17 protein-coding genes are annotated in these 22748 nt (G+C 62.5%); 2 read left to right on the plus strand and 15 right to left on the minus strand.

Annotated elements, in window-relative coordinates:
• Positions 1 to 66: 66 nt before the first annotated feature.
• Together macA and V3W27_RS18735 are read left to right on the plus strand one after the other, a co-directional pair.
• A complete protein-coding gene (macA, locus tag V3W27_RS18730; RefSeq protein ID WP_096797354.1) occupies positions 67 to 1215 on the plus strand; it encodes a macrolide transporter subunit MacA in 1149 nt (382 codons plus the stop codon).
• 2 nt (positions 1216 to 1217) lie between these two features.
• The gene (locus V3W27_RS18735; RefSeq protein WP_150368025.1) at positions 1218 to 3176 is read left to right on the plus strand and encodes a MacB family efflux pump subunit; all 1959 of its coding nucleotides are present in this window, start codon (positions 1218 to 1220) and stop codon (positions 3174 to 3176) included.
• Positions 3177 to 3952: 776 nt separating this feature from the next.
• On the opposite strand, the gene V3W27_RS18740 is transcribed toward V3W27_RS18735, so the two are convergent.
• From V3W27_RS18740 to V3W27_RS18810, 15 genes are all read right to left on the minus strand, one after another.
• Entirely contained in the window at positions 3953 to 4711 is a 759-nt protein-coding gene (locus V3W27_RS18740) for a PIG-L deacetylase family protein (protein ID WP_027612047.1), read from the minus strand.
• A 157-nt stretch (positions 4712 to 4868) separates the two neighbouring features.
• Complete coding sequence (locus V3W27_RS18745; RefSeq protein ID WP_115989875.1) at positions 4869 to 5555, minus strand: glycosyltransferase; 687 nt, start codon at positions 5553 to 5555, stop codon at positions 4869 to 4871.
• Positions 5552 to 6151, minus strand: coding sequence for an SAM-dependent methyltransferase (locus V3W27_RS18750; protein WP_097089609.1), 600 nt, complete (start codon positions 6149 to 6151; stop codon positions 5552 to 5554). Before V3W27_RS18750 ends, V3W27_RS18745 begins: the two co-directional genes overlap by 4 nt.
• On the minus strand, positions 6148 to 6921 hold the full coding sequence (locus V3W27_RS18755) for a PIG-L deacetylase family protein (RefSeq protein WP_027612045.1): 774 nt from the start codon (positions 6919 to 6921) through the stop codon (positions 6148 to 6150). Before V3W27_RS18755 ends, V3W27_RS18750 begins: the two co-directional genes overlap by 4 nt.
• Positions 6918 to 7916 carry an acyl-CoA dehydrogenase family protein gene (locus V3W27_RS18760; RefSeq protein WP_027612044.1) on the minus strand — a complete coding sequence of 333 codons (999 nt, stop codon included), beginning with the start codon at positions 7914 to 7916 and terminating at the stop codon, positions 6918 to 6920. The genes V3W27_RS18755 and V3W27_RS18760 overlap by 4 nt, the downstream gene beginning before the upstream one ends.
• 1 nt (position 7917) lies before the next feature.
• Entirely contained in the window at positions 7918 to 10077 is a 2160-nt protein-coding gene (glgX, locus tag V3W27_RS18765) for a glycogen debranching protein GlgX (protein WP_115984515.1), read from the minus strand.
• Positions 10078 to 10300: 223 nt separating this feature from the next.
• A complete protein-coding gene (locus tag V3W27_RS18770) occupies positions 10301 to 10636 on the minus strand; it encodes a DUF2934 domain-containing protein (RefSeq protein WP_047602241.1) in 336 nt (111 codons plus the stop codon).
• 27 nt (positions 10637 to 10663) lie between these two features.
• Complete coding sequence (locus V3W27_RS18775) at positions 10664 to 13432, minus strand: malto-oligosyltrehalose synthase (protein ID WP_330207247.1); 2769 nt, start codon at positions 13430 to 13432, stop codon at positions 10664 to 10666.
• Positions 13429 to 15507, minus strand: a complete 2079-nt coding sequence (malQ, locus tag V3W27_RS18780; protein ID WP_330207248.1) for a 4-alpha-glucanotransferase — start codon at positions 15505 to 15507, stop codon at positions 13429 to 13431. The genes V3W27_RS18775 and malQ overlap by 4 nt, the downstream gene beginning before the upstream one ends.
• Positions 15504 to 17306 (minus strand): malto-oligosyltrehalose trehalohydrolase, encoded by a 1803-nt coding sequence (gene treZ / locus V3W27_RS18785; protein WP_183784917.1) that lies wholly within the window; start codon positions 17304 to 17306, stop codon positions 15504 to 15506. Before treZ ends, malQ begins: the two co-directional genes overlap by 4 nt.
• An 18-nt stretch (positions 17307 to 17324) precedes the next feature.
• A complete protein-coding gene (gene glgA, locus V3W27_RS18790) occupies positions 17325 to 18911 on the minus strand; it encodes a glycogen synthase GlgA (protein WP_096797490.1) in 1587 nt (528 codons plus the stop codon).
• A gap of 595 nt (positions 18912 to 19506) precedes the next feature.
• On the minus strand, positions 19507 to 20460 hold the full coding sequence (locus V3W27_RS18795; RefSeq protein WP_330207249.1) for a D-2-hydroxyacid dehydrogenase family protein: 954 nt from the start codon (positions 20458 to 20460) through the stop codon (positions 19507 to 19509).
• Positions 20461 to 20473: 13 nt separating this feature from the next.
• A complete protein-coding gene (locus V3W27_RS18800) occupies positions 20474 to 21526 on the minus strand; it encodes an alpha/beta fold hydrolase (protein ID WP_330207250.1) in 1053 nt (350 codons plus the stop codon).
• Positions 21527 to 21612: 86 nt separating this feature from the next.
• A complete protein-coding gene (locus tag V3W27_RS18805) occupies positions 21613 to 22047 on the minus strand; it encodes a YqaA family protein (protein WP_330207251.1) in 435 nt (144 codons plus the stop codon).
• Positions 22047 to 22493, minus strand: a complete 447-nt coding sequence (locus tag V3W27_RS18810) for a DUF411 domain-containing protein (protein WP_103369533.1) — start codon at positions 22491 to 22493, stop codon at positions 22047 to 22049. Before V3W27_RS18810 ends, V3W27_RS18805 begins: the two co-directional genes overlap by 1 nt.
• Positions 22494 to 22748 lie beyond the last annotated feature (255 nt).

Raw genomic sequence — 22748 nt, forward strand, 5'->3', positions numbered from 1 at the left:
GTGTGGTTGTTCTATCAAGACCCGGCCGCTGGCCGGGTTCATCCCTGAACGGACTTGTGGTTATTTATGGAAAAGTCGAAGTTGCGCAAAGTCGGTATGGGGTTGGCGTTGGCGGCGGTGGCCGGGTTGGTGCTGTACACGGTGCAGGCACCGGCCGAAGCGCCGAAATACCAGACCGCCCCGGTCGAACGCTCGGATATCGAAAACACCGTGCTCGCCACCGGTTTGCTGGAAGGCGTCAAGCAGGTGGACGTCGGTGCCCAGGTGTCGGGGCAGTTGAAGTCGCTCAAGGTCAAGGTGGGCGACAAGGTGAAGAAGGGCCAGTGGCTGGCCGAGATCGATCCGCTGGTGCTGCAGAACACCCTGCGTCAGGCGCAGGTCGATGAGGAAAACCTGCAGGCGCAAAAGCGCGCCACGCAAGCCCAGCTCAAGCAGACCAAAGCGATTTACCAGCGCTATCAGAACCTGCAGGAAGACGCGTCGATCTCGCGTCAGGACTTCGAAACCGCGCAGTCGGATTACGAGGTGCAGCAGGCCAACCTGCTGTCGCTGGACGCGCAGATCAAAAGTGCGCACATCCAGATCGACACCGCCAAGGTCAACCTCGCGTATACGCGGATCGTCGCGCCGATCGATGGCGACGTGGTCGGCATCGTCACCCAGGAAGGCCAGACCGTGATCGCCAACCAGTTGGCGCCGATCCTGCTGAAACTGGCGGATCTGGACACCATGACCATCAAGGCCCAGGTGTCGGAGGCCGACGTGATTCATATCGCGCCGGGGCAGCAGGTGTATTTCACCATTCTCGGCGAAGACAAACGCTATTACGGCAAGCTGCGCGGCACTGAGCCGGCGCCGCAGAACTTCCTCGAAACGCCGCCGGCCGGCACCCCGAAACAAAACACCGCAGTGTTTTACAACGCGCTGTTCGAGGTGCCCAATCCCGACCATCGCTTGCGTATCTCGATGACCGCGCAAGTGCGCATCGTCCTCGATACCGCGCAATCGGTGCTGACCGTGCCGGTGGCCGCGCTCGGCCCGCGCAACGCCGATGGCAGCTTTCCGGTGCGGGTGCTGGACGCTAAGGGCCAGGCGCAGTCGCGCAACGTGCAGACCGGGATCAACAACAACGTCAAAGTGCAGATCAATCAGGGCCTCAGCGAAGGCGAGCGGGTGGTGATCGGTGATCCGTTGCCCGCCGTGGCGGGGGCTTGAGCATGACGCAGCCGTTACTGCAACTGACCGGCATCACCCGCAGTTTTACCGCCGGCGACCGTGAATTTCTCGCACTGAAGAACATCAACCTGACGATCAGTGCCGGGGAAATGGTGGCGATCATCGGCGCCTCCGGTTCCGGCAAATCAACCCTGATGAACATCCTCGGCTGCCTCGATTACGCCACCGCCGGCAGCTACAAGATCAACGGCCAAGAGACCCGCGACCTTGACGATCAGGCGCTGGCCGAACTGCGCCGCGATTACTTCGGTTTCATCTTCCAGCGCTATCACTTGCTGCCGCACCTGAGCGCGATGCACAACGTCGAGATGCCAGCGATCTACGCCGGCATCCCCGCGCCGCAACGCCACGCCCGCGCCCGCGAGTTGTTGGCGCGACTGGGTCTCGACGGGCACCTGACCCACCGGCCGAGCCAGCTCTCCGGCGGTCAGCAGCAGCGGGTGAGTATCGCCCGGGCCTTGATGAATGGCGGTGAAGTGATTCTCGCCGACGAACCCACCGGCGCCCTCGACACCGCCAGCGGCAAGGAAGTGATGCGCATCCTGCTGGAGCTGCACGCGGCCGGGCACACGGTGATTCTGGTGACCCACGACCCGAAAGTCGCGGCCAACGCCGAACGCATCATCGAAGTCAGCGACGGTGAAATCCTCAGCGACCGGCGCAACCAGCGCGACACCGGGCAACTGTCGGACGAAGAGGAGGTGCCGCCCAAACCACCGGCGACACGCCGTTTGGTCGCCAGCCTCGGGCTGTTCAAGGAAGCCTTCAACATGGCCTGGGTGGCGCTGATTTCGCACCGCATGCGCACCTTGCTGACCATGCTCGGGATTGTCATCGGCATCACCTCGGTGGTGTCGATTTCGGCGATCGGTGAGGGCGCGAAAAACTACGTGCTCAAGGACATTTCGGCGATCGGCAGCAATACCATCGATATCTATTCCGGCAGCAGTTTCGGCGACAAGCGCGCCGCCTCGATCGAGACACTGGTGCCGGCCGACGTCACCGCGCTGAATCAGCTGTATTACGTCGACAGCGCCACCCCGGTGGTCGGTCGCAGCATGCTTCTGCGTTATCGCAACATCGACCTCGATGCGCAGATCAACGGTGTCAGTGATCAGTATTTCCAGGTTCGCGGAATCAAACTGGAGGCAGGCATCACCTTCAGCGAGAGCGACGCGCGGCGCCAGGCGCAGGTGGTGGTGATCGACTACAACACCCGGCATCGGTTATTCGGCGAGGGCGTCGATCCGCTGGGGCAGGTGATCCTGATCGGCAACCTGCCATGCACGGTGATCGGCGTGGCCGCCGAGAACAAGAACCTGTTTGCCTCGGGCAAAACCCTCAACGTCTGGGTGCCCTACGAAACCGCCGCCGGGCGTATCCTGGGCCAACGTTTTCTCGACAGCATCAGCGTACGGATCAAGGACGGCCAGTCGAGCAAAGTGGTGGAAAATCACGTCACCCAATTGATGCTGCAACGCCACGGCATCAAGGACTTCTACACCAACAACCTCGACAGCGTGATGCAGACCGTGCAGAAAACCAGCCGTTCGCTGGCCTTGCTGCTGTCGCTGATCGCGGTGATTTCGCTGGTGGTCGGCGGCATCGGGGTGATGAACATCATGCTGGTGTCGGTCACCGAGCGTACCCGCGAGATCGGCATTCGCATGGCGGTCGGCGCACGGCAGTCGGACATCCGTCAGCAGTTTCTGGTGGAGGCGGTGATGGTCTGCCTGCTCGGCGGGGCCATCGGCATTTCCCTGTCGTACGCCATCGGCCATCTGTTTTCGCTGTTCATCAAGGAATGGGAGATGGTGTTCTCCATGGCTTCGGTGCTGACGGCGGTGATCTGCTCGACGCTGATCGGCATCGTCTTCGGCTTCGTCCCCGCGCGCAATGCATCGCGCCTGGACCCGATCGAGGCGCTGGCGCGGGACTGATTGCCGGAGCTGATTGGCCGGGCTTGTGCCTGAAGTGCAAAAATCGAAAGGGACGGGTCATGAACCCGTCCCTGTATTTCGTCCTCATTCCAACTGTGGGAGCGAGCCTGCTCGCGAAAGCGGCCTCACAGTCGACCAATCCCTGACTGAATGCACTCAGTCAAATGGTGGGAGCTGGCTTGCCAGCGATGGCGGCCTACCCGCTGACCAATTCCCACCTGAATGCACGCAATCCAACTGTGGGAGCGAGCCTGCTCGCGAAAGCGGCCTCACAGTCGACCAGTCCCCAACTGAATACACTCGATCAAATGGTGGGAGCTGGCTTGCCAGCGATGGCGGCCTACCAGCCGACCAACCTCCCGCCTGAATGCACGCATTCCAACTGTGGGAGCGAGCCTGCTCGCGAAAGCGGCCTCACAGTCGACCAGTCCCCAACTGAATACACTCGATCAAATGGTGGGAGCTGGCTTGCCAGCGATGACGGCCTACAAGCCGACCAACCTCCCAACTGAATGCACGCATTCCAACTGTGGGAGCGGGCTTGCTCGCGAAAGCGGCCTAACAGTCGACCAATCCCCAACTGAATACACTCGGTCAAATTGTGGGAGCTGGCTTGCCAGCGATGGCGGCCTACCAGCCGACCAACCTCCCACCTGAATGCACTCATTCCAACTGTGGGAGCGGGCTCGCTCGCGAACAGGCCAGCACATTCAACATCACAGGTGACTGAACCGACGCTTTCGCGAGCAAGCCCGCTCCCACAGGGGATGGGTGTTTCAGATGAAGACAATTTCGTAGGGCAGGCGCATCCGTTCCAGGATCACCGGCGGCAGCATCGGCGCGATGCCGATCGCCGGTTCGCCCTTGAGCTGGCTGGCATAGGCGTGGGTGGCGTGGCTTTTGCGCGCCACGGTCCAGGTGTCGAGGCGCAGTTTGCGTGCACGATCCCAAGGGATCAGGCTCTGCTCGCGCTCCGGCCAGTGCCAGGCCCAGACCGCCACGTCGTGATAGGTGGCTCCGGCTTGCGCCGCCGCGTTGGCACTGGCACGTCCGACCGCTTCGTGGTCGTCGTTGCCGTCGTTGCGCCAAGTGCTGAACACCACGTCGCCGGGGCGCAGATAACGTGAGATGAAACTGCTGATTTCCGTCTCGCGCTCGAGCAGCGCGTTGTCGGTGAACCCGCCGCGCACCCATTTCAGACTGTGCATCGGCAGGCCGAGCCGACGCAGGGCTTCGACGCTCTCTTGCGGACGGAACACGCTCAGGCGTTTTTCCGACCACTGTCGCGAGCCGGGATGGCTGGCGCTGCCATCAGTGATCGACAGCAGTTGCAGCGGATGACCGAGGCTGGAGAGCAATTGCAGGAGCCCGCCACAGGTCACCACTTCATCACCCGGATGCGGGGCGACGACGACGGCGCGAGCACCGGGGGGAACGAGGCTATGGGTGTTGATGACGGGGATGTTGTCCAGCTGGGGGGAACTGTTCCAGATCTGTACCGGCGGCGGGTTTTCGTTGAGGAATAACGGTTTCATGGGTGCTACGTCCTTGTCGAGTCAGGCCCTCAATCGAATCTGCACCGTAGAAAGGCAGGTGCGCTCGACCCGTGAAGGCGAATGGATTGCTGTGCGACGCTCCGAACCCTGGATTGCCGCGCAGCAGAGTATTGCTCATGAAAACCGGTTCGTCGCGTCACAGATCAATCTGATCCGCTTTTTTTATGTCTAACTGTACCAATTTTCGCAGGTAGTCCCCGAATCCGCCCCGGGCACGGCTGTCCAGACGGGCGCTGGTATGCACTTGCGGGCGATGGCTCCAGGCGATGTCGGCACCGAGCAATTCCAGTTGCCGCACCAGTTGCACGTCCTCATCACAGGTCAAGGGGGCGAATCCCCCGGCCCAACGATAAGCATCGGCACTGACCCCAAGATTGGCGCCGTGGATATGGCGATGCCCGTCCCGCGCCTGATAGTGGCTGTGATAGCGGATTTGCGCGCTTTCGTCGAATGTCGGATCCCAATGTTCAACGGTCACCGTGCCGCACACCGCATCCGCACCCAGCCCCAACTGTGCCACCAACCAGTCCTCGGCCACACGGCTGTCGGCGTCGGTGCAGGAGATCCAGCGCGCGCCACGTTCCAGCAACACCTGCGCGCCAGCGGCTCGGGCTTGGCCGACGTTGCGGGCGTCGATGTGCAGGCTCAGTACCGGAAAGTTGCTGACGATCTGTGCCGAGCGATCGGTGCAGCTGTCGAGCACCACCAGCACTTCGACCGGCTCGCCGGCCAGCAGCCCGTGTTTACTGGCGCGCACGGCGGCCGTCAGGCACTGTTCCAGCAGGTCTTGCTCGTTATGCGCGGGAATCAGAATGCCGATCATCGCAGGCCCTCCAATGCGGCCACCGAGCGCGGCTCACGGCTCCAGACTTCAAGGATAAAGTCGGACTCCTGATGCAGCGCCAGACGCGGTAGCGGTAATTGCTCGTGAATCAGGTCATGTACCTGCCGCGCGTTGAGCGGGCAGCCATCGATGGGCGGGCGCCAGTGGCAGGCCAGCAACTGGCCGTCAGCCGTCAGGGATTCACTGATGCGGCGGATCACTTCTGTCAGATCCTGGGCATCGAGGTAGTAGCCGATTTCGCTAAATACAATCAGGTCGAATTTTTCCTCCGGCCAGTCACCGGGCAGGCGACTTTGGCGCACCTCGGCATGGTCAAACAGGCTCAATCGGGTACGCGCCAGATTCACCGCGGCACTGGCGGTGTCGCAACACAGCAGGCGGTCGCAGCGCTCGGCGAGTTCGGCGCTGAGTTCGCCATTAGCGCAGCCGGGCTCGAAGATCGCCCGATAATGCGCGCGGGGCAGGGCGGCGAGGGTGATAGCGCGTTTGCGCTGTTCGTACCAGCGCTCGCGGAAGGCCCAAGGATCATCGTTAGCGCTGAACAATCCGTCGAAGTAACGATCATCGACGCTCATAGGAACACCACTTCGAACGGTTGCAGCAGACGATCCAGCACGTACGGCGCCAATACCGGTTGCAGCCCGGCTTGCGGGTCGCCTTCCAGTTGGCTGGCGAACGCATGCACCGCATGGCGTTTGCGCGCCACTTGCTCGGCGGACAACAGAATCTTGCGTGCGCGCTGCCATGGCACCGAGGCGTCTTCGGGGGAGGCCCAATGCCAGGTCCATACCGGCAATTCGTGGCAGGTGGCGCCAACCCGCCGCGCGGCTTCGATACTGGCGCGCCCGGCGGCTTCGTGATCGCAGTGGCCGTCCTCGCACCAAGTGCTGAACACCACGTCGCCGGGGCGCAGGTGGCGTTCGATGAACGCGACCAGCGACGGCTCATCTGCGGCGACCTGGCTATCGCTGAAACCGCCGCGCAGCCATTTCATCCGGTGCAATGGCACGCCGAGGCGGCGCAGGGCTTCAGCCGATTCCTGCGGCCGCACCACGCTCAGGCGTTCGACTGGCCAGCGCTCGGAACCGGGATGACTGGCGCTGCCATCGGTGACCGAAATCAGTTGCAACTGACGCCCGGCGGCGGCCAGCAACTGCAACATTCCGCCGCAGCCGAGCACTTCGTCGTCCGGGTGCGGGGCGACGATCACCGCCCGCGCGCCCGGTGGCACCAGACTGAGGACATCGACGCTGTCCAGCGCCGCCAGGTGCCGGGAATGTTGCCATTGCAGCAACGAAGTCCCTTGGTGGCCGATGATCGGATCGGGCTTATTAGCGGCGTTCATAGCGTCCAGGCCTCCTCGGGGTGTTCAGCCAGCGTTTGGCCAAGGGCCGCCAGATCACGCTCGGCATGACTCTGGCGCAGGAACACCGGCAGATCGGCGCTCAACCGGGCGAAGTGCCGATCCTTGCAGAACGGAGCGGCACCCAGCGCCCGACCGGTCTCGCGCATCACTTGCTCAGCCGATTGCTCGACCACGGCGCGGGCACGTCGGGCTAACAGTTCGGCATTGGCTTCGGGATGCGTATCGATGTGCAACGCACTGAAACGCAGCACATTGGCGGCTGCGTACAGCGCCGCATCGACCGTGCCGAGGTGGGCGAGGGCGTGCGGCTCCTGACGTTGCGCGCAGTGTTTACGCAGCGCCTCGGCGATTTCCCTTGCCGCGCCGTACCAGCACGCGGCAATGCCGATCCCGCCTTGCCAGAAACCCGGACGATTCAGGTAGTCGCCGGGTTCGCCGATGGCCTGGGCTTCAGCGCCGTCGAACAACACTTCGACGCTGCCGGTGGCGCCCATGCCGACCGCTTGCCAGCCCTGATCGGTGATGGTCACGCCCGGTTGATCAAGCGCCACTGCGACCAGTTGCTGACGGTCTTCGGCGTCCCACGCGGTGAGCAGCGCATGGCTGAGCACCGCCGCCCCGGAACACCAGGCCTTGCGCCCGTCGAGGCGCACCATGTGCCCGGCCGGTCGCACCTGCACCCGAGCCTGCGGTGGTTCAGCCGCCCACATGCCCCAAGTGCTGCCCGGTGTAGGCGAACCACCGAGCTGTTCGATGATCGCCAATGCGTCGGTGTGGCCTTCGTAGAGTTTGCACAAGCCCAGATCATGCCCGCCGACTTCCGCCAGACGTTGAAAGCGCTCCAGCGTGCAGCCGCTGCCCGGTAACGGCAACTGATCCAGACCGGCCTCGACCAGCGCCCGCAGGCAATGGCCGAGTGCGGCGGTGTCGTGATAGTCCGGCGGGCGGCGCGCCAGATAACTGTGCAGGTCCATATCAGTCTTCTTCTTCGCGTTGCAGTTCGAACAGCAGCAGCGAACGCCCGGTGACTGAATACTCATGGCCGAACTCGAAGCGTTCCTGACCGCGAATCGACGGCTGATTGGTGTCGATCATGCAGGTCCAGAAACTGCCTTCCGGCACTTCAGGCAGGCTGAAGTTGACGATGTCGTGGTGGGCGTTGACCACCAGCAGCAACGTCGCATCGGCACCTTTGCGGCGGATCCCGGTTTCCTGCGCGCGACCATCGAGGAGCATGCCCAGGCAACGGTTGTGCGCGTCATGCCAGTGTTCGGTGGTCATCTCGGTGCCGTCCGGTGCCAGCCAGGTGACGTCCTTGACGCCGATGTCCTCGTTGTACTCGCCTACCAGGAAGCGCCCGCGACGCAGGATCGGATAAGCCATACGCAACTTGATCAGGCGTTTGACGAATTTGAGCAGCGCCTTGCCGTCCTCACTCAGGTCCCAGTTGACCCAGCCGATCTCGCTGTCCTGGCAATAGGCGTTGTTGTTGCCGTCCTGGGTGCGGGCGAATTCGTCGCCGGCAACGATCATCGGCGTGCCCTGCGACAGCAGCAGCGTGGCGAAGAAGTTGCGCATCTGCCGATGGCGCAGCGCATTGATCTCGGGATCGTCGGTCGGGCCTTCGACGCCGTGGTTCCACGACAGGTTGTTGTTGCTGCCGTCCTGGTTGTTCTCGTCGTTGGCTTCGTTGTGCTTGTCGTTGTACGACACCAGATCGTTGAGGGTGAAACCGTCGTGGGCGGTGATGAAGTTCACCGACGAGTACGGCCGCCGTCCGCGCTGGTTGAACATCTCGCCGGAGGCGGTCATGCGGCTGGCGAAGTCGGCAACCTGGCCGTCGTCGCCTTTCCAGAACGCGCGCACGGTGTCGCGGAATTTGTCGTTCCACTCGACCCAGCCCGGCGGGAAATTGCCGACCTGATAGCCACCGGGGCCACAGTCCCAAGGCTCGGCGATCATTTTCACCTGGCGCAGCACCGGGTCCTGCCGGCAGGCGACGAGGAAGCTGTGACGCTCGTCGAAACCGTCGTGATAGCGCCCGAGAATCGTCGCCAGATCGAAGCGGAAACCGTCGACGTGCATCTCGCTGGCCCAGTAGCGCAGCGAGTCTGTGACCATCTGCAGCACGCACGGGTGACTGAGGTCGAGGGTGTTGCCGGTGCCGGAATCGTTGATGTAGTAGCGCTTGTCGTCCGGCATCAGCCGGTAATACGAGGCGTTGTCGATGCCGCGCATCGACAGGGTCGGGCCTTGTTCGTTGCCCTCGGCGGTGTGGTTGTAGACCACGTCGAGGATCACTTCCAGATTGGCCTCGTGCAGGTGCGCGACCATCTCCTTGAACTCGGCGATCTTGCCGCTGGCCAGATAACGCGGATCCGGGGCGAAGAAGGCGATGCTGTTGTAGCCCCAGTAGTTGGTCATGCCCTTGTGCAGCAAATGCTGGTCGTTGACGAAGGCATGGATCGGCAGCAATTCCACACTCGACACGCCGAGTTTGCGGATGTGTTCGAGCACGTCGTCGACCATCAGACCGGCAAAGGTACCGCGCACGTTCTCCGGCACCGAAGGGTGACGCATGCTGATGCCGCGTACGTGGGTTTCATAGATGATGGTTTTGTCCCACGGCACGCTGACGCGGTGGTCGTTGCCCCAGGTATGCGCCGGGTCGATGACCTTGCACTTGGGCACAAACGGCGCGCTGTCGCGTTCATCGAAACTGAGGTCGGCGTCGGGGTGGCCGATGGTGTAGCCGAATAGCGCCTCGGACCATTTCAACTCGCCGACCAGTTGTTTGGCGTACGGGTCGATCAACAGTTTGTTGTGGTTGAAGCGATGGCCGTTCGCCGGGTCATACGGGCCATAGACACGGTAGCCGTAGATCAGCCCCGGATGGGCATCGGGCAGATAGCCGTGGTAGATCTCGTCGGTGTATTCCGGCAGTTCGATGCGCTCGAGTTCGACTTCGCCGGCATCGTCGAAGATGCACAGTTCAACCTTTGTGGCATTGGCGGAAAACAGTGCAAAGTTAACCCCCAGACCATCCCAGGTCGCACCGAGCGGGAAGGGCAGGCCTTCACGGATTCTCGAAGGTTCAGCGTGCGCTGCGGGCTCGGTATTCTTTGGACGGGTCATGATTGCTCCTGCAAATCGGGGAAATTCTCGGCTGATACATAACCTTGTAGGAGTGAGCCTGCTCGCGATAGCGGTCTGACATTCAATCGCGATTTCGCCTGATACATCGCTATCGCGAGCAGGCTCACTCCTACAGGAAGGTTGTATGTTTTTTGAGGACGAGTGAGTCCTCGGTGGCGAGCGCACCCGCCACACGGTCATTCAGTTCAATAATCCGGGTGTGTCAGTTGGCCGGGGGCTTGCGTGGGGCGCGCGGCTTTTTCTCGGCGGCTTTTTCGCCCGGTGGAATCACTTTGGCGGCGCTGGAAGGCTTGGCTTTGGCGTCCGCAGGCGCCTTGGGCTTGGCCGCCGGGGTCTTGCTTTCGGTGGCTTTGCCGGTCGCAGTCTTGCCGGCGGTTTTACTGCCCGCAGCCTTTGGCGACTTCTTCGGCGCGAGGGCCTCGGCTTCGGCCAGTTTGCGCGCCATTTCCCAATGACGCGCTTCATGACCTTCAGGTTTGCCCTCCGATTCCCAGATCTGATAGGCAAACTCGCGGATGCGTTTATCGTCGGTACTCATCGCAATGCTCCTGAACTGAACTCGTCGTTACGTAAAGAGTTGGGTAAACAGATTGACCGGGAAATCCCCCAGCGCGGCGCTGACGTTCAGCTCCCTGTTTTTTGTGACTGCGCTGCTGTGAAAAAGTCCCTTCAGGTTTGTGTCAGAGGCGGCGAACGGTAAAACCACCCGTGTATCGCCCCAGCGCAGCGCATCCACCTGTGGCACGGCACTGTTTTCCAGCAACGTCGCGCAGCGGATCGGTACGATCACGATGGCGTAGCGGCCCTCGTGCTCACGGGCGAATGCGAGCACGTTGTGCGCCTGCTCGCCCAGCACCTCCAAGGCCTGATACGTGCCCCGGCGAAACAGCTCGGCGTGTTCGGCGCGCTGGTTCAACACCTGGGCGATCAACGCTTGCTTGATGCGCCCGTCACGCCAGTTCGCCAGCAGCTCCGGGAGCGGCGCGTGTCCGTCCAGAGCTTGCGCGCGCGCGGCGTAATCCACCGGCCGGCGGTTGTCCGGATCGACCAGGCTGAAGTCCCAGAACTCGTTGCCTTGATACAGATCCGGTACCCCCGGCACGGTCATGCGCAGCAAGGTTTGCGCCAGACTGTTGAGGGCGCCGGCTGCCGCGATGCTGTTGACGGTCTTGCTCAGCGCGGCGCGCAGCAGCTCGCCTTCTGCACCGGTGAGCAGGCGTTGGGTGAACGTCTGCGCAGCGTTTTCGTATGCCTCGTTCGGCGCGCTCCAGCTGCTTTGCAACTTGGCTTCGCGCAGGGCTTTCTGTTGCCACTGCCAGATGCGCTCGGCGTAGTCGCTGAAACCTGACTGATCGTCATCGCTCAGTTGCAGCGGCCAACTGCCGAGCAACGCCTGATACAGGATCAGTTCATCACCGGACGACGGCACTTGGTCATCGTCGCGCAACGGCCGGGCGAGGGCGCGCCACAACTCCACCTGCTCGGCGTACCAGTGGCTGCGTTCGCTGAGCACTGCCAGTCGTGCACGGGTGTCTTCGCCACGTTTGTGGTCGTGGGTGGCAGTGGCCAGCAAGTTGTCGGGGAACGCGTCCAGGCGTTGCTGATTGACCGCATGGAAGTCGCTGACCGGTGCGCTGAACTGCTCGGTGTTATAGCCGACGTCATTGCGCGACAGCAGCACCGCCGAGCGATACAACGCGGTGTCTTCCACGGCTTTGGCCGCTGCCGGCGACGTCAGTTGCTGGAAACGTACGCAAGCGTGCTTGAGGATCTTGCGCGAGCGCCCGCGCGGCTTGTGCCGCCATGGTGTGCCACCGAGCCAGGCCGCCACACAGTCAAGCACCGGCCAATCGCCTTCGCCCAAGGTCTGGCGGGCACCGTCCATGGCCTGCTGGAAAAACTGTTCATCCTGCGCCGAGCGCCCGAGCGCGCTGATGTAAGTGCGATACACCGGGAAATGCACGATCAGCGCCTGCAACACCCGGCGAATTGCGCCGAGGGTCAGGTCGCGGGTCATCAGGTCATCGCGGGCCACTTGCAGCAGCGCCTGGGCGACGCTTTCGAAGTCACTGGCCAGCGAGCCGTTGAGGATCTGTTGCCTCGCCAGTTGCGCTTCTTCAATGAACGCCGCCGGACGCTCGGTGCGCCGCTGCCAGAGGTCGCCGAGTACATGTTCGCCATCGGGGTCGTGTTGGAGCAACGACAGCTGATTCATGAACTCGTAACCGGTGCTGCCATCCACCGCCCAATCGGTGCGCAGGGTTTCGCCGGCACCGAGAATCTTCTCGACGTAGATCGGCAAGTGCCGATCCGGCGCAAGCAAGTCGAGGCGCCGGCGCAACTTGCGGCAGTAACCGCGCGGGTCAGCGAGGCCGTCGATGTGGTCGATACGCAAACCGTCGACCAAGCCTTCGACGATCAACTGAAAGATCTTGCCGTGAGTCGCTTCGAACACGGCCGGACGCTCAACGCGCAGACCGCCGAGTTCGTTAATGTCGAAAAAGCGCCGCCAGTTGATGTCGTCCGCAGCGGTACGCCAACTGGCGAGACGGTAGCTCTGGCGTTCGAGCAATTGATGCAGCTTGTCGAAGCCTTCTGCAGTCGTGGAGTCGTAATGCGCGAGACTTTCCTTGATCGCGGCGAGAATTTGCGGATCGCTTGCCAGCTCCTTCAATTCAGCCTTGAGCGGCATTGCCAGCGCATGGGCGTCGGTCTGGTAGCTGAGGGTACTGAAACGATCAGCCAGGGATCTCAGAGATTCGACCGGTTTGAGCAACTCGCCGTAGTCATTCGGGCAGATCGGAAAGTGATGCTCGTAATGCTCGACGTGGAAGCGACCTTGCTGCGCATCGAAATGCAGTTTCAGCGTGCCTTCTTGCAGCGCGACGCCATAATCGCTGCCGAGAAACGGCAGCAACAATTGGCCTTCCATCAACGGGTCCGGCGAGTGCCACTGGATGTCGAAGAACTCGCCATAGGGACTCAGGCGGCCCCACTCCAGCAGATCGAGCCACCACGGGTTGTCACCGCCACCGACGGCCATGTGGTTGGAGACGATGTCGAGGATCAGGCCCATGCTGTGTTCGCGCAGGGTGCTGACCAGACGACGCAGCGCCGGTTCGCCGCCGAGTTCCGGATTGACCTGGGTCGGGTCGACCACGTCGTAGCCGTGCATCGAGCCGGCGCGGGCCGCGAGCAGCGGTGAGGCATAAATGTGGCTGATGCCGAGGCGGGCAAAGTACGGCACCAGCGGCACCGCCTGTTCCAGAGTGAAACCCTTGTGAAATTGCAGGCGCAGGGTGGCGCGCAGGGGTTGGATGAGGGTCTGGTTCATTGGTCACGCTCGGCAGCTTGCAGGCGGGCACAGGCCAGCAGTTCCAGACGGCGCGCGGCATCGGCGCCATCAAGCAAGGCTTCGCTGTTGCCGGGCAGGCGTCGCGACCAGTTCGGGTGGCTGTCGATGGTGCCCGGCAGGTTGGCCTGCTCGTCGATGCCCAGCGCATCTTCCAGCGGCAGCAACACCAGCGGTGCGCGGGTATGACCGAGGAAACGCACGCTGGCATCGACCACTTGATCGGCTTCATGGGACTCTTCGCGGAAGTTTTGCGGGTCTTGGCTCAAGGCCCCGCGCAGGCCTTCGCGCTCGCGCTGGCGATGGCGACGCCATTCGATTTCACCGTTGGCGTCGACAAATTCCAGACGCGCGTTCCAGTCGATATCGCGGCCATGCCACCAACCGTTGAGCGTCGGCAGGTCGTGGGTGCTGGTGGTCGCCAGCGCGTTGTCCGGCCAGTCGAGGATCGGTTTGAAATACGTGTTGTCCTGTTCGAACAGCAGCACGCGCATGCCGAGGATCGCCCGCGCACTGAGTTTTTCGCGCAGACCGTCGGGCACGGTGCCGAGGTCTTCGCCGAGGACGATCGCCTGATGCCGATGGGACTCAAGGGTCAACAGGCGCAGCAGATCGTCAAACGGGTAATACAGATAAGCGCCATCGGCCGGGGCCGCGCCGTTTGGGATCACCCACAGGCGTTGCAGGCCCATCACATGGTCGATGCGCAGCCCGCCAGCGTGGGCGAAGTTGGCGCGCAGCATGTCGATGAACGCGCGAAAGCCGTTGCGTATCAGGCCTTCCGGGGAAAACGCGGAAATCCCCCAGCCCTGACCGGAGCGATTGAGAATGTCTGGCGGCGCACCCACGGTGAGCGAGGCGAGCAGTTCGTCCTGAAAGCTCCAGGCCTGGCTGCCGGCGCCGTCGGCACCGACCGCAAGGTCAGCGATCAGGCCGATGCCCATGCCGGCGCTGCGCGCAGCCGTTTGCGCGCGCTCCAGGCAGCGGTGGATCAACCACTGGCAAAAGGCGAAGTAACTGATGCGTTCGGCGTATTCCTCGGCAAAGGCTTCGAGGGCGGCGCCGCGCGGCTCATGCCAGTGTGCCGGCCATTCGCGCCAGTCGAGGCTTTCGCCACGGGCGGCGCGCATTTCCTGAATGGCTTCGAAACGGCAGTGGTTTTCCAGGGCTTCGCCACCGGCATGGCGGAAACTGGCGAAGTCCGGATGCAACGGATGCTCGCCCGCGACGAAACCGTCGTACAAGGCTTGCAGCAATTTCTGTTTGGCGTCGGCGGCCGCGGGCCAGTCGATCAGCTTCAAGTCTTCCAGTTGCCGGAATTGCTCGGCCAGACCGCTGGCGTCGATCGCATCACGCAGGGCGCGTTCGCCAAGGATGGCGCCCGGTGCGGCATACAAGGCGTTGAGAAACAGGCGGCTGGACGGCGAATACGGGCTGTAGCGCCCGGTGTCGGCGCTGAACATCGCATGCAACGGACTGATTGCCAGCGCATCGGCACCGCGCTCGCCGGCCACCCGCGCCAGTTCTTCCAGCGCCTGAGTGTCACCAAAGCCGCCATCGCCGGGGCGGCGCAGACTGTACAACTGCGCGCTCAACCCCCAGACGCGAGGGATCGGGTTGTCTACCGCATCGCCGACGCTGAAGCAGCGCTCGGGGGCCACGGCCAGGGTGAAATATTGATCGGCGATGTGCACCTGCTGATAACCGACCGGGATCAAACCGGGCAGTTTCGCTTCGGCGTCGAGTTTGAGGTTAAGCCGTGAACCGTCTTCAAGGTGGATTTCGCAAGGCGTTTCAGGCTCGAAATAGCGGGCCAGATCAACGCTGACCCCGACATCTGCGGTCAACAGCGGCGGCAGGTGGCGATCCTGCTGCACTTGCTGCAGTTGCAGCAGACTGGCGTCGATTTCCTGTGCGGTATTGGCCGGATGACCCAGGCCGGTGAGAACATTGCGCAGCACCGCCGGGGCGACTTTCTGCGGGCGGCCGTTGGCGTCGATCCAGTCGACGGCGAGGCCGGCGCGGCTTGCGAGTATTTCCAGTTGCGCATCGCTCATAGGCGCTCTCCATCCAGAGGTTGCAAGGGGGTTGCGGCCGTGAGGCTGACAAGCGCGCAATACGCGGGCAGTACGCCCGGTTCCGACAGGGCAACGGCGGGCGGCTGTTGAAACAGCCACACGGCGTCGGTCTGTGCAGGGTTGACCACTGGCGTATCGCTGAGGTTCAGGTCAATTCGCAGCTCACTGCCATCGCCCAGGCGCCAGCGTGCACTGACCGCACCGAAGCCGAGCATGTGCGCCCCAAGCGCCTGGGTGCCGGACAGATTGGGAATGATGTAGCGGTGGCGCAATTGCAGCAGTTGCCGGTACAGCGCGAGGGTTTCCTGCTGTTTTGCGCTGCCGTTGCCGACCAGGCGAGGCTGCGAGGCGTGGAAGGTCTGCTCGGCATTCGGATCGGGAATTTTTTCGCGTTTGTGCGGATCGGCGAAGGCGCTGAACCCGGCGAATTCGTTGCGCCGACCTTCGCGCACCAGATCCGCCAGTTCACCGTGGTGGCTGGTGAAGAACAGGAACGGTTGCTCGGCCGCGTACTCATCGCCCATGAACATCAGCGGAATCATCGGTGACAGCAGCAACAGCACGGTGGCGGCCTGCACCGCGCGTGGATCGGCCAGGTGATGCAGACGTTCGCCGAAAGCCCGGTTGCCGATCTGGTCGTGGTTCTGCAGGAACAGGATGAAAGCGGTGGAGGGCAGGTGTTCGCTCGGCTCGCCGCGCGGTTCGCCGTGGCGGGTGATGTGGCCCTGAAACACGAAGCCCTGGCTTAGGCAGCGCACCAGTTGTTCGGTGGGTTGCAGCGCATAGTCAGCGTAGTAGGCGTCGGTTTCGCCGGTCAGCAGCACGTGCAGGGCGTTGTGGCCGTCGTCGTTCCACTGCGCGTCGTAATCCTCTTCAAGCAAGCTCGACTGGTTGAGCTCGTTTTCGACGGTCAGCCAGACGTGACGGCTTGGATCGATCTGCTGACGAATACGCTGCGCCAGTTCGGGCAGGAAGTCCGGGCTTTCGATGGCGTGCACCGCGTCCAGGCGCAGCCCGTCGAAGCGGTATTCGAGCACCCACATCAGCGCGTTTTCAATGAAGAAGTCCCGCACTTCACGGCGGCGGAAATCGATCGCCGCGCCCCAGGGCGTGTGCTTGTCTTCGCGGAAAAAACCTTTGGCGTAGCGCCCGAGGTAGTTGCCGTCGGGGCCGAAGTGGTTGTAGACCACGTCGAGAATCACCGCCAGCCCATGGCCGTGGGCGCTGTCGATCAGGTGTTTGAGTTGTTCCGGAGTGCCATAGGAGGCTTGCGGTGCGAAAGGCAGCACGCCGTCATAACCCCAGTTGCGTGTGCCGGGAAACTGCGCCAGGGGCATCAGTTCGATGGCAGTGATGCCCAGCTCGACCAGACGCGCCAGATGCTGCTCGACTTCGGCAAAGCCGCCGAGCGCGCCGACGTGCAGCTCGTAGATCACCGCTTCGCTCCACGGCCGGCCGTGCCAGGTGGTGTGGCGCCAGTCATAGGCCAGCGGATCGACCACCACACTGTGGCGGTCAAGGTCGCCGTCCTGGGCGCGGGAGGCCGGGTCGGGCACCTCCAGTTCACCATCGATGTTGAAGCGGTAGCGGGTGCCCGCCGGGCACCGGGTCTTGATCACGAACCAGCCATCGGCCTGCGGTAACATCGGCAAGGACTGGCCGTCTTCAAGTTCGACACTGACGTAAAACGCATCCGGTGCCCACAGCGCAAACTGAGTGTGTTCGGCGTCCTGCATGATCGCGCCGTGGGGCCAGTTTTCTTGGGTCCGTAACGGCATGGTGAAAAGCTCCCTGAGTTATTTGTGGCCGGCTTTACCCAGCGCCTTGGCGACCAGTTGTTCGTAGAGTTCGGCGTAGGGTTCGACCGCTTTGCACCAGTTGAACGGCGCGGCCATCGCTCGGCAACGCATGGCATTGAGCAGTTCGGGAAAGGCAAAGACCTTGAACGCGCGGCTCAGGGCTTCGCGGTAGCTCTCGACAGTGGATTCGTCGAAGAGGAAACCGGTGACGCCGTTCTCGATGGTGTCGGCCAGGCCGCCGGTATTGCGCGCCACCGGCAACGAGCCGAAGCGCTGGGCGTACATCTGGCTCAGGCCGCAGGGTTCATAGCGCGACGGCATCAACAGGAAATCGCTGCCGGCGAACATGCGCCGGGCGTCGGTTTCATTGAAGCCGATGCGCACGCCGATCTGCCCAGGAAAGCGCAGCGCCAGTTCACGCATGGCCTGTTCTTCTTCCGGCTCGCCACGGCCGATGATTGCGATCTGGCCACCGTTCTGCACGATGTATTCGGAGACGGCTTCAGTCAGGTCCAGACCTTTCTGATAAACCAGACGCGAAACCACGGCGAACAGCGGGCCGCTGGAATCGTTCAAGCCAAACAGTTCACGCACATGGGCGGCGTTGATCGCTTTGCCTTCCCAGTCGCCGATGGCGAACGGCGCGAACAGGTGCGGATCAGTGGCCGCGTCCCAGCTCTCGTCGATGCCGTTGGGGATGCCGCTGAGCAAGCCTTGCTGGGTCTTGGCGGCGAGAAAGCCATCGAGACCGCAGCCGAAATCCGGGGTGGTGATTTCCTGCGCATAGGTCGCGCTGACGGTGGTGATGTGGCTCGAATAGGCCATGCCGGCCTTGAGGAACGACATCTTGCCGTAGAACTCCATGCCTTCCTGTTGCAGGGCGTGGGTCGGAATACCCAGCTCCGGGCACGAGCCGAGGCTGGTCACGCCTTGGTAGGCGAGGTTGTGAATGGTGAACAGAGTGGGCGTGCGCTGCCCGCGCCAGTGCATATAGGCAGGGGCCAGACCGGCGGGCCAGTCGTGGGCGTGCACCAGATCCGGGCACCAGTGAATTTGTGCGAGGTTGGCGGCGATGTCGGCAGCGGCCAGGCCCAGGCGGGCGAAACGAATATGGTTGTCCGGCCAGTCGCGACCGTTGTTGGCGCCGTAAGGCGAGCCTTCACGCTCATACAGCTCGGGGCAGATCAGCACGTAGATCACCAAGCCGTCAGGCATGTCCATGCGCCCGATCTTGCACGGAGGCAATGCGGCATGCCCGCCGAGTTCGCCGATGATGTGGATCGGGTTCTCGCTGTGCATCACCTGCGGGTAACCGGGGATCAACACGCGCACATCGTGCAGGTGCGCCATGGCGCGGGGCAGGGCGGCGGAGACGTCCCCCAGACCACCGGTCTTCACCAGATCGGCGATTTCCGAGGTGACGAACAACACTTTCTTCTTGTTGGGATTCTGGCTGGCGACCGGCGTCAGCGTTTTGGTGCCCGGGACGTTGATCGACCGGCTGCCGGGAAGACTCACCGTGCTCGATTCACCAACCGCCTGCTGAGCACGCTCTCCCTGAATATCCAATGCCGCACTGATCATATGAATCTCCCGTGTCGTTGATCTGATTCTTGTATCGAACAAGCTGTGGCCAAATCCTGTGGCCGGGCGCAAACGCGCCACGCATCGGTGAGCAAACGCTACCCAACACGTGCAAGCAGAATGGGTGAAGGGGCCGTTGCAAGGATTGCACCAGTCGCGTTGACCCTGCCTTTCAGATGACCCGCCGCCATCTGCAAAAGTTTCGACAATTTTTCGGGTTTGTGACTGGCCGGTTTTAATCCGCGAAAGTCAGTCTAGGCCAGATCCTAGAGCGGGCGAGAGCAAACGGGTAAATTGTTCGACAATCGGTTTGCAGGCAGCGAAATCCGTGGTGTTCAAGCAGGAACGCACCGACGAAGGGCAGGTTTTTTTGAGGGAGAGGGCTAAAACGGTGACTGGTTGGTCACGATTTTGTGCTAGTGCAAAGGGAGGGCGCACTGTTGTGGTGCGGGCAGTTTGTTGATGTGTTGTCTATTAAGGCCCCTTCGCGAGCAAGCCCGCTCCCACAGTTGATTTGTGTACGACGCATTTCCAATGTGGGAGCGGGCTTGCTCGCGAAGGCGTCAGTCGATTCAGCGCAATCGAAATGTTGCGATCAATTCAAAAGGCGCAGCGGGCTCCCGGCGGCCCACCCCTGAATATCCTCGATCATCTGCGCAAAGAACTGCGCATAGTTCTGCCGGCTGACATACCCCACATGTGGCGTGGCCAGCACATTGTCCAATGTGCGAAACGGGTGCAGTTCAGGCAGCGGCTCCTGATCGAACACATCCAGCGCCGCGCCGGCGATCTTCTGTTTCTGCAACGCCTTGATCAGCGCCGCCTCATCGACGATCGGCCCGCGGGCGGTGTTGACCAGCAGCGCGGTGGGTTTCATCCAGTCCAGCGCCTGTGCGTCCACCAGCCCGCGGCTGCGCTCGCTGAGCACCAGATGCACCGACAGCACATCGGCCTGTTCGAACAATTGCTGCTTGCTGACCCAGGTCACGCCGGCCTGCTGCGCGCGCTCGGCGGTGAGGTTTTCGCTCCAGGCAATCACGCGCATGCCAAATACCTGACCGAATTGCGCGACCTTCTGACCGATGCTGCCCAGACCGAGAATGCCCAGGGTCTTGCCGTGCAAATCACCGCCCAGCCCTTGCTGCCAGCCGCCGGCGCGCAGGGAGTTGGCTTCATTCAGCAGATTGCGCGTGGCGGCCATGATCAGCGCCCAGGTCAGCTCCGGCGCCGCATGTTTGTAGCTGTCGGTGCCGCAGACCTTGATCCCGAGCCCGGCGGCGGCCTGCATGTCCAGCGCCGCGTTACGCATGCCACCGGTGACCAGCAGCTTGAGATTGGGCAGGCGCTGCAGCAGGTCCTGGTCGAAACGCGTGCGCTCGCGCATCACGCAGATCACCTGGTACTGGCCCAGACGTGCGGCCAGTGTGGCGTTGTCCGCCGGGTAGTCATGCACAAACGTCACTTCGCCGATGCTGTCGAGTACCGACCAGTCGACCACATCCCGTGCCACGTCCTGCCAGTCATCGATCACTGCAATCTGCACCGCCATCAGCCTTACCTCATCAACGAACGGGATTGGTGTTGTTCAGCCAGCCGAGCAAGGCCTGGTGAAACTTCGCCGGTTCTTCCATCTGCGGCGCGTGGCCGAGGCCGGGGAATTCCACCAGTGTCGATTGTGGAATCAGCTTGGCGACCTGCTTGCCGAGCACCTCATAGTGGCCGATTTTCGCCTTGACCTCGGGGGACGCGAGGTCCTTGCCGATGGCCGTGGTGTCGGACGTGCCGATCAACAGCAGGGTCGGCATCTTCAGGTCCTTGAACTCGTAGTACACCGGTTGGGTGAAGATCATGTCGTAGATCAGCGCCGAGTTCCACGCCACCTGGGTTTTGCCCGGGCCATTGCTCAGGCCGGCGAGCATGTCGACCCAGCGGTCGAATTCGGGTTTCCAGCGCCCGTCATAATAGGTGTTGCGCTCGTAGTCGCGAATGCCTTGGGCGGTGACTTTGAGTTCGCGCTGATACCACTGATCAACGGTGCGATACGGCACGCCGAGGGCTTTCCAGTCTTCCAGGCCGATCGGATTGACCAGCGCCAGTTGTTCGACCTGATCCGGGAACAGCAGCGCGAAGCGAGTGGCGAGCATGCCGCCGGTGGAATGGCCGAGCAGGGTGGCTTTCTGAATGCCGAGGGCCTTGAGCAGCTGTTGGGTGTTGGTCGCCAGTTGCTGGAAGCTGTACTGGTAGTGATCGGGTTTACTGGAGGTGCAGAAGCCGATCTGGTCCGGCGCGACGACCCGGTAACCGGCCTCGCTCAAGGCCTTGATCGAACTGTCCCAGGTGGCGGCGCAAAAGTTCTTGCCGTGCATCAGCACCACGGTGCGCCCGTTGGCCTTGCCGTGGGCGGCGACGTCCATGTAGCCCATCTGCAGGGATTTACCCTGGGACTGAAAGGCAAAGTGTTTGAGCGTGTAGGGGTATTGGAAACCTTGCAGCTCCGGGCCATAGGTCTGGCCATCGGCGGGTGCAGTTTCAGTGGGCGCAGCAGCGTGGGCGAACAGCGGCAGCGCAGCAGTCAGGACCAGGCCGGGCAGCCAGCGGGATAGCGTGACGGACATAAGGGCAAACTCCATGGAAATCGGCTGATGCTGGAACGCCCGGATTAGGGCGACGTTAACCACAGGCAACGCCATGGCCGGAATGTTCAACCGAGCCAGCCCAGCGTCAGCATCGCCACCACGGTGTAACGCGCAGCTTTGGCCAGCGTGACGATCAGCAGAAAGCGCCCGAGCGGCTCGCGCATGACGCCGGCGATCAGGGTCAGCGGATCACCGATCACCGGCAGCCAACTCAGTAGCAGCGACCAGTGACCATAGCGCTCGTAGTGTTTGCGCGCAGTGGCCATGTGGTTCGGGCTGACGGGAAACCAGCGTCGATCCTGAAAGCGTTCGAGGCCGCGCCCCAGCCACCAGTTGACCAGCGAACCGAGGACATTGCCCAGCGTCGCCACGCCCAGCAGGCCCCAGAGCCAGTAACGGTCGCTGGCGATCAGCCCGACCAGCAGCGCTTCGGATTGCAGCGGCAACAGCGTCGCAGCGCCGAACGCGGCGGCGAACAGCCCGACGTAACCGGCAGCCATCAGTGGGCCGGGTAGTCTGCCACCACCACATCCGTGCCGTCCTTTTTCAGGCCGATCACTTGATAGGCATCGCTCATGCCGTCCATTTCCATGCCTGGCGAACCCATTGGCATGCCCGGTGCGGCGATACCCAGCAGATCGTCGCGCTTGCTCAGGGCCAGCACTTGTTCCGCCGGCACATGGCCTTCAACGAACTTGCCGTTGATCAGCGCGGTATGGCACGAGCCCAGGCGCGGTGGCACGCCGTGTTGCTGCTTGAAGCTGCTCATGTCGCTTTCGACATGGTCTTCGACTTTGAAGCCGTTGGCTTCGAGGTGGCTGATCCATTTTTTGCAGCAGCCGCAATTGGCGTCGCGATGGACTTCGATCGGGATCAGCTCGGCGGCCTGGGCCAGGGAGGACAGGAGCAGGGCGCTGAGGGCGGCCAGTCGCAGGGAGGTTCGCATGGTGGGCTCTCGACAAGGATGACGGTCAAAAAGGAAAGTATTTTGACCGGATTATCCTGCCGGGCATCAACGGAGTGTTTCAAGTTGATACAAGGCAGGCTGGCAGGATGATCATGGATCAAGCCTGACAGCCTGCTGAGCGAGAGATTACAAATCTGTCAGGCGGAATGGAGATGCGCTCTGTGGCGAGGGAGCTTGCTCCCGCTCGGCTGCGCAGCAGTCGCCAATCGGTTAATTTCGGCTTCCTGTTTATTG

The organism is Pseudomonas sp. AM14(2022) (assembly GCF_036346455.1).
Classification (GTDB): Bacteria; Pseudomonadota; Gammaproteobacteria; order Pseudomonadales; family Pseudomonadaceae; genus Aquipseudomonas; species Aquipseudomonas putida_A.

Coding starts and splice junctions, on each gene's coding strand:
- macA (WP_096797354.1), top strand. CDS start 67: ATGGAAAAGTCGAAGTTGCGCAAAGTCGGTATGGGGTTGGCGTTGGCG.
- V3W27_RS18735 (WP_150368025.1), top strand. CDS start 1,218: ATGACGCAGCCGTTACTGCAACTGACCGGCATCACCCGCAGTTTTACC.
- V3W27_RS18740 (WP_027612047.1), bottom strand. CDS start 4,711: ATGAAACCGTTATTCCTCAACGAAAACCCGCCGCCGGTACAGATCTGG.
- V3W27_RS18745 (WP_115989875.1), bottom strand. CDS start 5,555: ATGATCGGCATTCTGATTCCCGCGCATAACGAGCAAGACCTGCTGGAA.
- V3W27_RS18750 (WP_097089609.1), bottom strand. CDS start 6,151: ATGAGCGTCGATGATCGTTACTTCGACGGATTGTTCAGCGCTAACGAT.
- V3W27_RS18755 (WP_027612045.1), bottom strand. CDS start 6,921: ATGAACGCCGCTAATAAGCCCGATCCGATCATCGGCCACCAAGGGACT.
- V3W27_RS18760 (WP_027612044.1), bottom strand. CDS start 7,916: ATGGACCTGCACAGTTATCTGGCGCGCCGCCCGCCGGACTATCACGAC.
- glgX (WP_115984515.1), bottom strand. CDS start 10,077: ATGACCCGTCCAAAGAATACCGAGCCCGCAGCGCACGCTGAACCTTCG.
- V3W27_RS18770 (WP_047602241.1), bottom strand. CDS start 10,636: ATGAGTACCGACGATAAACGCATCCGCGAGTTTGCCTATCAGATCTGG.
- V3W27_RS18775 (WP_330207247.1), bottom strand. CDS start 13,432: ATGAACCAGACCCTCATCCAACCCCTGCGCGCCACCCTGCGCCTGCAA.
- malQ (WP_330207248.1), bottom strand. CDS start 15,507: ATGAGCGATGCGCAACTGGAAATACTCGCAAGCCGCGCCGGCCTCGCC.
- treZ (WP_183784917.1), bottom strand. CDS start 17,306: ATGCCGTTACGGACCCAAGAAAACTGGCCCCACGGCGCGATCATGCAG.
- glgA (WP_096797490.1), bottom strand. CDS start 18,911: ATGATCAGTGCGGCATTGGATATTCAGGGAGAGCGTGCTCAGCAGGCG.
- V3W27_RS18795 (WP_330207249.1), bottom strand. CDS start 20,460: ATGGCGGTGCAGATTGCAGTGATCGATGACTGGCAGGACGTGGCACGG.
- V3W27_RS18800 (WP_330207250.1), bottom strand. CDS start 21,526: ATGTCCGTCACGCTATCCCGCTGGCTGCCCGGCCTGGTCCTGACTGCT.
- V3W27_RS18805 (WP_330207251.1), bottom strand. CDS start 22,047: ATGGCTGCCGGTTACGTCGGGCTGTTCGCCGCCGCGTTCGGCGCTGCG.
- V3W27_RS18810 (WP_103369533.1), bottom strand. CDS start 22,493: ATGCGAACCTCCCTGCGACTGGCCGCCCTCAGCGCCCTGCTCCTGTCC.